This is a genomic window from Bacteroidales bacterium, assembly GCA_013141385.1.
GTDB lineage: Bacteria > Bacteroidota > Bacteroidia > Bacteroidales > Tenuifilaceae > UBA8529.
This window is the reverse complement of sequence record JABFRB010000027.1, coordinates 56,525-68,440: the sequence shown is the minus strand read 5'-3', so window position 1 is coordinate 68,440 and position 11,916 is coordinate 56,525. Positions and strand designations below refer to the sequence as shown.

At 32.6% G+C, this 11,916-nt stretch carries 4 protein-coding genes; all 4 read left to right on the top strand.

From position 1 onward, the window contains the following. The first annotated feature begins 299 nt into the window (after positions 1 to 299). The 4 genes from HOO91_15980 (at position 300) to HOO91_15965 (ending at position 11,904) form a co-directional block, all read left to right on the top strand. Positions 300 to 2,756 (top strand): FtsX-like permease family protein, encoded by a 2,457-nt coding sequence (locus HOO91_15980; protein ID NOU19056.1) that lies wholly within the window; start codon positions 300 to 302, stop codon positions 2,754 to 2,756. 201 nt (positions 2,757 to 2,957) lie between these two features. After that, positions 2,958 to 4,208 carry an HlyD family efflux transporter periplasmic adaptor subunit gene (locus HOO91_15975; GenBank protein ID NOU19055.1) on the top strand — a complete coding sequence of 417 codons (1,251 nt, stop codon included), beginning with the start codon at positions 2,958 to 2,960 and terminating at the stop codon, positions 4,206 to 4,208. A gap of 12 nt (positions 4,209 to 4,220) precedes the next feature. After that, entirely contained in the window at positions 4,221 to 5,552 is a 1,332-nt protein-coding gene (locus HOO91_15970; GenBank protein ID NOU19054.1) for a TolC family protein, read from the top strand. Positions 5,553 to 5,961: 409 nt separating this feature from the next. After that, positions 5,962 to 11,904, top strand: coding sequence for an acyltransferase domain-containing protein (locus HOO91_15965; GenBank protein ID NOU19053.1), 5,943 nt, complete (start codon positions 5,962 to 5,964; stop codon positions 11,902 to 11,904). Positions 11,905 to 11,916 lie beyond the last annotated feature (12 nt).

The following is an 11,916-nucleotide window of genomic DNA, read 5'->3' as shown; positions in this document are numbered from 1 at the left end:
GCATTAGGATGTATGGTTAAAGTTGCTGATGTGTTTAAATACAAGTGTATTAGAACTTTATTAAAACATGTTATATTCTTACAAGTTAATTATGAAAACGTTGAATTGGAGTTTTAAATAGTAGGTATTTCATTTATTAATTATCATTATTGGCTTTCAGTTTTTAGAATAAAATTTGTAATTATCATGACAAATACAAATATTTTTTATAGAATTAAGCCTTAATGAATGTGAGAAAAATCATTTATTTTTGATTAGTAAACAAATTTGCATTAATAATAAACTTCAAAAAAAATATTATGAGACTATTAATCAATCAACTAAAAACAAACTTCAGAAATATTCTTAAATACAAATATTTCTTTTTTATCAATATTCTTTGTCTTGTTGTTGGAATACTAAGTTTTCTGGCAATAAATAACTATGTTGTATACAATACAAGTTTTGATAAGTTTCATAAAAACTCAAAAAATATTTATAGAGTACTTTTTCATTCATTTAAAGGTGGTCAACTTGATCAGGTTGGTGCACCTATTCCGCATCCAATAGGACCATTGCTCAAAAGTGAATTTTCAGAAGTTGAGAACTATATGCGAATGAGGATTCCAGGTCAAAATTTGGGTGAGTTTGAAATATCATGTGGGGATAAAAAATTTAGTGAAAAGCAGATTGCATTCGTTGATACTTCATTCTTTAGCATATTCTCATTTAAGTTAATTGCTGGAAATCCAAAAACTGCCTTAAAAACATTAAATCCTGTTATTATTTCTGAATCTCTGGCTAAAAAATATTTTAAAAATGAAGATCCATTAAATAAAGTATTGAGGATAAAACATTCAACAGGGAATTATGGTTGGACAGTGGTTGGAGTAATTGAAGATATGCCCGAGAATTCAACATTAAATTTAAAAATAATTTCTTCGTGGGAAACTTTTAAACCATTTGAACCTGCTGTTAATATAGTAAGTTGGGGTTTTCATGCATATTACACGTACTTGTTGTTAAAGGATGGAACAGATTACTTACAATTTGAAAATAAATGTCAAGAACTTTTGGCGAAACGGAGTGCGTGGATCATATATAATAAGGTTAATACTTATCAATACTATCTTCAACCGTTGAAAGATGTTCATCTTTATTCTACAGGAATAATATGGGATATTTTTGTGGCTAAAGGGAATAATGTGTATTTAATTATTCTGTTTTTATCTTCAGTGTTCATACTTTTAACAGCCTATATTAATTATATGCTCTCTCAAATAAGCTCAGTACATGAAAGATCTAAAGAAATAGGTGTTAGACGGATGCTAGGGAGCTCTTCATTTAAACTTTTCCAACAATTTTTTATTGATTCCTTAAGTGTGAATTTATTAGCCGTTGTAATATCTACCATATTAATTTATTTATTTCAGCCCTATTTCAATAAGGTGTTGGACTTTTCCTCGTCAGTTTATATTTTTTCTGATTTCTTTTCTATACTAATAATTTCTTTTATAGTAATATTTAGTAGCATAATAATAAGTATGATTTTAACGCTAATGCTAACTTCATTAAAACCAATTTCTAATCTAAGGAAGAATTCAAATGTAAAAAAAGGAACTCTGAACATCTCCACACGAAAAGTTTTACTTATTATTCAATTGAGTAGTACCCTGATTTTAATGATAGTGACAAGCGTTATTTATAGCCAAATTCACTTTATGGAAAGTCAAAATATCAACTGTGATATTGATAAAGTTGTTAGGCTTAACCCAACAGTAAGCAAAGATTCTATAATGTATAATGGTGTAAAAAGTCTTGTATATGAACTGGAGAGGCTAAAAGAAGTCAAAAAGGTTTCGATTGATACTGATTCACCTATAGGAATGGTTTCGTATGCCGATGTTTTTCATAGTAAAGGAGATAAAACCAATTCTGTTACTCTATATGATATGTGGATTTGCCCAGATTACATACCTGTATTTAATATTAAAGTTATCGAAGGAAGAAATTTTGCGAAAGAAATAAATTCAGATAAAAATGCAGCAATATTAAATGAAGCCGCAGTGAATAAACTTGGATTACAAAGCCCAAAAGATGCAGTAGGTAAATATATTACGATGTATAACCAGGATTTTCAGATAATAGGAGTAATTCAAAATTACCAAAACCAATCCTTCAAAGATGACTTTGAACCAATAGTTTTCCTTGCAAATTGGGTTGATGATAAGTATTCAAAGATAAAGTATATACATATTAAATTAAATGAACCACATCAAGCAGAAATAATGTCTAAAATTTCAGGGGTATTCAGTAAAATATACCCTGAAAAAGTAGTGGCATACTGCTACATGCCTGACTTAGCAAAAGAGGTTTACAAAGAAGATAGGAAATTTGGACTTCTTTTTAAGATATTTACGATTATTGCTATTATTCTTTCATGTATAGGTATTTTGGGCGTGTCTGTACATGATGTTAATAAAAGGGCTAAAGAAATTGCAATTAGAAAAGTAAATGGAGCAAATATGATTCAAATCATGTATATAATTATTACTAGTATAGTCAAATATGTTTTCATTTCTATTATAATAGGATTTCCAATTGCCTATTACTTTATAAATGATTGGCTTGAGAAGTATGCAGTTAGGATACCAACTCCATGGTATATATTTATTATAGTTGCAATTTCTGCTATTATAATTTCTTTATTAGCAACCAGCTCTGTTATATTAAAAGCTGCAAAGCAAAATCCTTTAATTGCATTAAGAAGCGAATAAGTCATCTTTTTTTATTTGTTTTACAATATTAAAAACTAGTTATGATTTAAGTATAATAGACATTATATAGATTGAGCACCAGTTGATGAATTAATTTTGATAATCAGCATGTTTTCAGACTAATCTATATAATGTCTAATAAGTATATTCATTAATTTTTTTAATAAAATTGCCTGAAATCAAAAATAAATTTGAAATACTATGGATAGAATTGTAAAAAAGAAAAAATGGACTACAGGAAGAATTATAATTCTTTCGGTATTACTTGTCACTCTAATTATAATAATTAAAATCTTGTTTTTTGGCGATTCAAGATCAAAGATACAAGTTGAGTTGAATAAAGTAATTATTGCTACAGTTAAGAATGATAATTTTCAAGAATATGTAGCTGTCATAGGTACTGTTAGTAATAAGGAAACCAGGTATATAGATGCAGTTCAACCAGGTGTTATTAAAAAAGTTTATAAAGAGGTTGGAGCGAATGTAAAGCAAGGTGATATTATCATGGAATTATCAAATCCAAACTTAGAATTAACTGTAATAACTCAAGAATCATCCATTTATTTTCAAATTAGTACAATAAGAAATACAAAGTTGCAACTTAATCAAAACTATTTAAGTCAGCTATCACAAATAACAAATTTTAATTATCAATTGAGTCTTTCAGAGCCACAGTATCAGCGTTATAAAGTTTTGCTTGAAAAAAAACTTATATCACAATGGGAGTTTGATCAAGTTAATGAACAATATATAATGAATAAAAAACAAAAGGATATTCTGCTTTCTAGTTTTAAAGAGGATTCCTTATCAAGGGCAGGTCAACTCGAGCAAATTACCATGTCTGAAAAAAGGATGCTTGAAAGTCTAAATAGTACTAGAAACCAATTGGATGCTCTCATTATTAGGGCTTCAATAGATGGTCAATTAAATACTCCTGAATATAGAATTGGACAAACAATAAATAGTGGACAAAGGATAGGTCAAATAGAAGTAACGGGTGATTATGTTATATTAGTTAATATTGACGAACATTACCTAGCAGATGTTAACATTGGGCAAAAAGGAACCTTTGAGTTTGCTGAAAATACATATGGGTTAGTTATTAATAAAATATATCCTTCGGTTGTTAATAATAATTTTCAGGTGGCTATGGATTTTATTGGAGAAATACCAAAGGAAATAAAAAAAGGTCAAAACCTACAAATACGACTTGAATTTGGAAAGGAAAATAAAACCTTGCTTGTTCCTGCTGGAAATTTTTATAATAAAACGGGTGGTAACTGGATTTTTTGTTTAGATAAAACAAAAAAGACAGCAGTAAAAAAAATGATTAAACTAGGCAGAAAAAATCCACAATACTATGAGGTGTTGGATGGCTTGAATGAGGGTGACATGGTTATCACTTCATCATATGATATGTTTGGCAATTATGAGATTTTGAAACTTAAATAATTTATAAAATGTATGAAAAAAATCATTAGTATAATTATTTTCTTTTCAACAGTTTATCTTTCATATGCTCAAGATACTATTGTTCTTAATTTTCAGGATGCAATAAAAATGGCAATTGAAAAGAATACAAGTTTAAAACAACAGGAGAATATTTTAAAAATTACTAAAGCAACTAAACTTCAAAGTGAGGCTGCTTATTTGCCCAATTTAAATTTTTCTTCTTTTGGAAATATTACTAGAGGACAACAATTAAATAGTTTAAAGGAGATAGTGAATACTAGTGATAATCTTGGCTATACTTTTGCTTCAAATTATACTTTGTTTGATGGTTTCAATAGGTTGAATACTCTCCTTCAGTCGGTTTGCCAAAATAAGGCACAGCTAAACCAGATAGAACAAACCAAGCAAAATACTATATTTAATACTGCTGCACAGTATTTGCAAGTTTTGCTTGATGAAGAGTTAATAAAGATTACAAGTGAAAATCTTGCTGCTCAGAGAATAAATTATGAACGAGTAAAAGGATTTGTAGAAAGTAATATTACTGCAATTACTGATTTATATACACTGGAAGCTCAAATCAATCAAATAGAGGTTCAACTTTTATCTAATAAAAGCAAATTGTTTTCTGATAAAGCAACATTAGCAACCACGCTAATGCTGGAGCCGGGTATGAAATTTAAATTGTCAATACCTAATTGGGGTATAGAAAAAACTATTCTTGAAGACATAAAACTTGATTCGTTATTGGAGTTAGCAAAAAGTAATAGACCCGATTTAAAGCAACTAGAACTAGCTAATAAAGCTTCATTATATAATATTAGAATTGCCAAATCAGGAATCTATCCTAACCTTGGATTTTTTTATAATTATAACAGTTCATACACGAATTTAAGTCAATCACCATTCAAAAAACAGTTGTTGAATGAAAATCCGACACATGTGATTGGATTTAATCTTTCGATCCCAATTTTCAATCGTTTACAATACCGTACAAGTATTGTTAATGCAAAAGTAAATTATGAGAATACCCTTTTAAATTATGATAATTATCAAAATGTAATTTATGCTCAGATTACAACGGCGTATAATAATTTTCTTACCAATAAAGAAACTTATAATGCTAATATTGTTGGTTATGCAGCCGCTAAATTGTCATTCGAAAAACAATCAGAACGTTTTAGGCTTGGAATAGGAACTATTGTAGAATTATCCTTGGCAAACCAAAACTATGTACAAGCACAATCTAGTAAGGCTCAGGCAGAATATACATTGCTTTTTCAAAAGATAATTATTGATTTTTATACTGGTACATTAAACGTTAATGAACTATATTATAAATAATACATTTTCCTTCCTTAAAGGAGTTAATGCATTCTTCTGAAACACTTCAAATTGTACCAATTTCTAAATTATGCACAAACGCAGTTCTTCTCTGCGTGAATTGAGTGTAACTTTAAATATGATCAAAAGGGATAGCAATAGAACAAAACCCAGAATGTAGCATCCAAATACTACTCGACTATAAGTTTATTTTGCAAAGTTTATTATAAATATTGCAGTTAAAGACATTTGGATAGGTAATTATAAGTTACATCCTCATTAAGCGATAAGATTAGATCTGATAATAATTTTGATTGATGTGATTGATTTCCTGATATTCATGAGTTTAATAATTAGGTTTTGAAGAATTGTTTAATAAGTGAAATCAGAATAACAAGAATAATCAATTGTAGGCAAAAATTTTAGAACAATGATTAATGAAAATAATTACCAAGGAACCGAAATAGCGATTATTGGTATTTCTGGTAGGTTTCCGTTTTCTGATTCAGTTTGGGAGTTCTGGAAAAACCTGACAGAGGGTAAGGAGTGTGTTAAATTCTTTGGCGAGCAGGAATTATTGGCAAGTGGAGTTAACCAATCAGAAATAAATAACCCGAATTACGTAAGGGCAAAAGCTCAAATAAATGGAGCGGAAATGTTTGATGCCTCTTTTTTTGGATACATCCCAAGAGAGGCTGAATTTACCGATCCTCAGCACCGGATATTTTTAGAGTGTGCATGGGAAGCAATAGAAAATGCAGGGCATGATCCTGAAAAGTACAATGGACTGATCGGTGTTTTTGCTGGTGCCGGCTTAAATAGTTATTACTTTGATCACATATTAAATCACAAAAAACAGGTTGCTCTACTGGGCAACTATCATACCTGGGTAAGCAACCTTAACGATATACTATGTCCCCGCGTATCTTATAAACTCAACCTGAAAGGTCCTAGTTTCACTGTTCAGGCTGCTTGTTCTACTTCTTTGGTTTCAGTTCATTTAGCATGTCAAAGCCTTCTGCTTAGAGAATGCGATATGGCGCTTGCCGGCGGGACAAAAATAATATTACCGCGCAATGTGGGTTATTTGTACAGTGAGGGGGGCATTACATCACCGGATGGGCACTGCAGGGCCTTTGATTCTCAGGCAGCAGGCATGCTTCCTGGTGAGGGTGTGGGAATAGTAGTGTTAAAAAGATTAGAGGATGCATTGTCCGACAATGACCATATTTATGCAATTATAAGGGGAAGCGCAATTAATAACGACGGGTCATTGAAAGTTGGTTTTACAGCACCAAGTATTGATGGACAATCTAAAGTTATCACCGAAGCACAATCTTTAGCAGGAACTGAATCGGGAACTATTACGTATATTGAAGCTCATGGCACTGGGACTCAGCTTGGTGATCCTGTTGAAATAAGAGCGCTTTCTCAGGCTTTTGGCACGGATAAAAGGAACTATTGCGCCATAGGCTCTGTAAAAACCAATATAGGACATTTAGATACTGCCGCAGGCATAGCAGGGTTGATCAAAACAGTATTAATGTTGTATCATAAAAAATTTGTCCCAAGCCTCCATTTTGTAAAACCTAACCCTAGCATTAGTATAGAGAATAGCCCATTTTTTGTTAATACTCAGTATAGGGATTGGGAAGTAGACGGTTCTCCTAGGCGGGCTGGGGTAAACTCCTTTGGCATTGGTGGTACAAATGCACACGTAATCCTTGAAGAAGCACCACAAACGAGTCCATCTCCAGCAAGGCGAAGGTGTAAATTATTATTACTTTCCGCCAAAACATCTACTGCACTCGAAAGTGCTACCAACAATCTTATCACCCACATCAAGGAACGACCAAATGTCGATTTGTCGGATGCCGCCTACACTTTACAGGTAGGGAGAAGACATTTTAAGTATAGAAAAATATGCGTGTGTACTGATGCCGATGAGGCAATAAATGCTTTTGTTAACGAAGATAAGATATATACAGTTAAAACTGAGGATGTAGGTAGTTATCTAGTTTTTATGTTTTCAGGACAAGGGTCTCAATATATAAACATGGCTTACGACCTTTATCAGAACGAGCCATTTTTTAAACAAAAAGTTGATGAATGCCTTAGCAAGATTACCCCATATTTTAATTTCGATATCAAATCAATCCTTTTTTCAAAAGAAGGCGATAGTAAAAAAATAAATCAAACAGAACTGGCTCAGCCGTTGATTTTTACAATCGAGTATGCGTTGGTTCAGCTACTCATCAAGTGGGGAGTCAAGCCAAATGCTATGATAGGTCATAGTATCGGCGAATATGTTGCGGCTTGCATATCGGGAGTCTTTACATTGGACGAAGCTTTAAGGCTGGTAATCCTAAGGGGTAAACTTATGCAGGAAGTCCAACCAGGAGCCATGATAGGTGTAGCATTACCTGAAGAACAGCTATTGCCCTTTATAAGTGAGCAAGTATCCCTTGCTGCCGTAAACACGAATGGAAGTTGTGTTTTATCGGGAGCTTATGAGGCGATAGATAAACTTCTAAGCCAATTCGATGAAAAAAATATAACTTATCGAAGGTTAGAAACCTCTCATGCATTCCATTCTGCGATGATGGAGCCTATACTTGAAAGGCTCGAAGCAGAAATACGAAAAGTGCAACTGAATGAACCTAGCATTCCATATATCTCTAATATTTCGGGAAAATGGATAACTAAAGAACAGGTAAAAGACCCTAAATATTGGTCTAAACATCTGAGGGGTACGGTAAGATTTTATGATGGTCTTGAAACACTATCTAGGAATGATAACGTTGTATACATCGAAGTGGGCCCAGGTAAAGTGTTGAGCACCTTTGTTAATCAATTAAAAAATCAGAACAATAACCCTAGAGTAATTAATTTACTTAGGCATCCCAACGAAAATGTTTCGGATGATTACTACTTGACAACAAAAATTGGACAATTATGGTTACAGGGAATAGAGATAAATTGGGAGTCTTACCATTCAGAAGAGAAACGAAACCGAATTCCACTGCCAACCTATCCCTTTGAAAGGAAAAAGTATTGGGTAGAAGCATCGCAAAAGGATGGAAAAGAAGATGTAACGCTATCGAAAAAACAAGATATATCCGATTGGTTTTATACACCATCATGGGAACAATCCACTTTTAATGACCAAGAAAATTTTCAAACCTCACAAGACATACAATGGTTGATATTCACAAAGGACAATAAATGCTGCGAGCAAATTATTAAATATTTAGAAAAGAATAACCAAAAAGTTAAAACGGTACTTGCCGGATCGGGTTTTAAGCAGGTGAATGACAATCTGTATTTTGTAAACCCTGCAATTGAAGACGATTACTCTAAACTTTTTCAAATACTAAAAGTAGCAGGAACAACCCCCGATAGAATCCTTCATTTGTGGAATGTAGGGGATGATGAAGAAAAAGAATTAATAGACCAAATAGAAGCCACTCAAAACAATGGACTGTATAGTTTACTGAATATCGCAAGATCTATTGGTTTTCATAGTATCAACAAAAACGTAAAGTTGGATGTAATTACCAGCAATACGCATTCCATTACGGGGGAGGAGGAAATAAACCCATTAAAAGCCACGCTCATAGGAGCAATTAAAATTATCCCGTTGGAATATTTAAACATTAGCTGTCGGAATATTGATGTTAGCTGGCCAAGTACAAATAGCAAATCAGAAGAAAAACTAGCAAGCCAGATTTACGATGAAATAAGAAATGAGAACCTATTCAATAATATAGTAGGTTATCGAGGCTATTATCGATGGGTGCTCAATTATAAGGCATTACGGCTAGAGACAGCTGCAAAATCAGCAACAACCATTAGGCAAGGCGGCGTTTACCTTATTACTGGGGGCTTTGGAGGTATGGGTATAGCTATTGCTGAGCATTTAGCAAAAGAGTATAAGGCTAAGTTAGTACTAGTTGGAAGAAAATCATTTCCGCAGAGGACGGAGTGGGATAGATATATAGAAGCCAGTGGTGCAGATGATCCAACTAGCATTCGTATCTTAAAGGTAAGGGAATTAGAGCAATATAGTTCTCAGGTTAGGGTTTGTAGTGCAGATGTTTCGGATTATGGGCAAATGCATCAGGTAATCCAAACCGTAGAGAAGGAGTTTGGTTGCATAAATGGAGTATTTCATACTGCGGGGTTAGCAGATTATTTTGGTATCATACAAAGACGTTCAAAGGAGCAAACGGATGAAATAATGGCACCAAAAGTTAAAGGTACATTCGTAATTGACTCTTTGGTAAATAATAAGGATTTAGACTTCTTTCTCTGCTTCTCATCCCTTGGAAATCAGGTTTACCAGGAAAAATTTGGGCAAGTAGGCTATAACGCAGCGAATGAGTTTTTAGATGCATTTTCGCTTAGCAAAAAAAGCAACAAAGCAACTGTATATAAAACAATAAACTGGGCGGATTGGCTTCAAGGGGGTATGGCCATTGAGGCTGTGAAAAGAAAAAGAAAAAATGAGAATAACATAGATTTTGCATCTATATTATCAAATGCAGTAACTCCGTCAGAGGGTATTGGGATTTTATATCGAGTATTAAATAGCAGAGCCAGTCAACTTATTGTATCTAAGATTGATTTGCATTCACTAATTGAAGAGAAAAGTAGGAGGCACCTAGAAAAGATAAATGGCAAAGAAACTCAGGAAGATAAAGCCGTAAGTCAATTAAAGTCTAGACCAGAATTATCAACAACATATAAAAACCCTGAAACTGAGTGTGAAAAGAAACTAATAAAAAATTTTGAAGAGTTTTTTGGATATGAACATATAGGAGTAAATGATGATTTTTTTGAGTTGGGAGGAGATTCGTTAAAAGCAAGAAGCCTGATATCAAAAGTTCATAAAGAATTCGATGTTAAAATTTCAATGCCTGAACTATTTAATAATCCAACGATTATCAAGTTAGCCAAGTTAATAGAGAATAGTAACCTCAATGTTTATGCCAGCATCAAAAAAGCACCTGAACAAAAATATTATCCCGTTTCATCAGCACAGAAGAGATTATTTATACTTCAACAATTCGATGAGGACGATATAGCCTACAATGTAGCAGACATTTTTTGGTTGAATGGAAAAATAGACTATAACAGACTTGAACAGGCGATAAAACAAATTATTAAAAAGCACGAGGCATTCCGTACATCCTTTTTATTCAAAGAAAATGTTCTTGTTCAGAAAGTGGAAGATAATATCGACTTCTCTATAGAACATTTAGAGGTTGGATTAGAAGATCCAAGTAGTGTTATACTACAATTCATAAAACCTTTCAATTTAAGCAAAGCGCCCTTGCTACAAGTCAAGTTATGCAAAGTTAAAGAAGATAAACATTTGATAATAATTAATATACATCATATAATTTGTGACGGAATTTCTTGGGGCATTTTTATGAAAGATCTTGGAAAAGCTTACCTTAATGAAGAAATAGGTAATCTTAGGATTCAGTATACCGATTATACTGTTTGGGAGCAATCAAATATAAATGATAAAATATTAAAAGCACAAGAGAGTTACTGGTTAAGCAAATTTAACGATAAGATACCCGTTCTTAACATTTATACTGATTACCCTCGACCAGAAACTCAAAGTTTCGAAGGCGATTCGTGTAGATTCGAATTATCAGAAGATATGTCCCGATCGCTAAACGCATTATGCGAGAAGTATAATGTAACCTTGTATATGATGTTGTTTAGCCTGTACAATATTCTGCTATCAAAATATTCAAATTCAGAAGATATAATTGTTGGGACTGTCAATGCGGGTAGGGAGCATGATGACCTTAAGGATATTATCGGAATGTTTGTCAATACCTTGGCTCTCAGGAGTAAACCAGTTGGTTCAAAAAAATTTACAGATTACCTCAACGAGGTAAAATCGGCTATACTAGGTGCTTTTGAGAACCAATATTACCCATTTGAAGAGTTAATTGACAAGTTAAAGTTGTCAAGAAATTTAAACCGGAACCCACTATTTGATACGATGTTTGTTTTGCAAAACTATGAAAGCGAAAAATTGCAGATTGGTGAACTTACAGTTGAAAAATATGAGATTAATAGTAACAAATGTTTGTTTGATATTAGTTTAATAGCATTTGAGAGAGATACAAAGATCTTTTATATTTTAGGTTATCGTAAAAAACTTTTTAAACCAGATACGATAAAAAGATTTGGGAATCATCTAAATGATATCGCAAAACAAATTATTGAAAACCCCGAAAGCCTACTTTCTGAGATAGAAGTCATTGCTCCTGAAAAATTCAAACAAATTGTCCACCAGCGAAACGGATCAGACAAAGTTGCTGATGATAATATTAATTGGAAGTTTTAAATAAAATAATTA

What these genes read in the sequence shown, in the direction of transcription:
- HOO91_15980 (NOU19056.1), top strand. Translation starts at nt 300, where the DNA reads ATGAGACTATTAATCAATCAACTAAAAACAAACTTCAGAAATATTCTT.
- HOO91_15975 (NOU19055.1), top strand. Translation starts at nt 2,958, where the DNA reads ATGGATAGAATTGTAAAAAAGAAAAAATGGACTACAGGAAGAATTATA.
- HOO91_15970 (NOU19054.1), top strand. Translation starts at nt 4,221, where the DNA reads ATGAAAAAAATCATTAGTATAATTATTTTCTTTTCAACAGTTTATCTT.
- HOO91_15965 (NOU19053.1), top strand. Translation starts at nt 5,962, where the DNA reads ATGATTAATGAAAATAATTACCAAGGAACCGAAATAGCGATTATTGGT.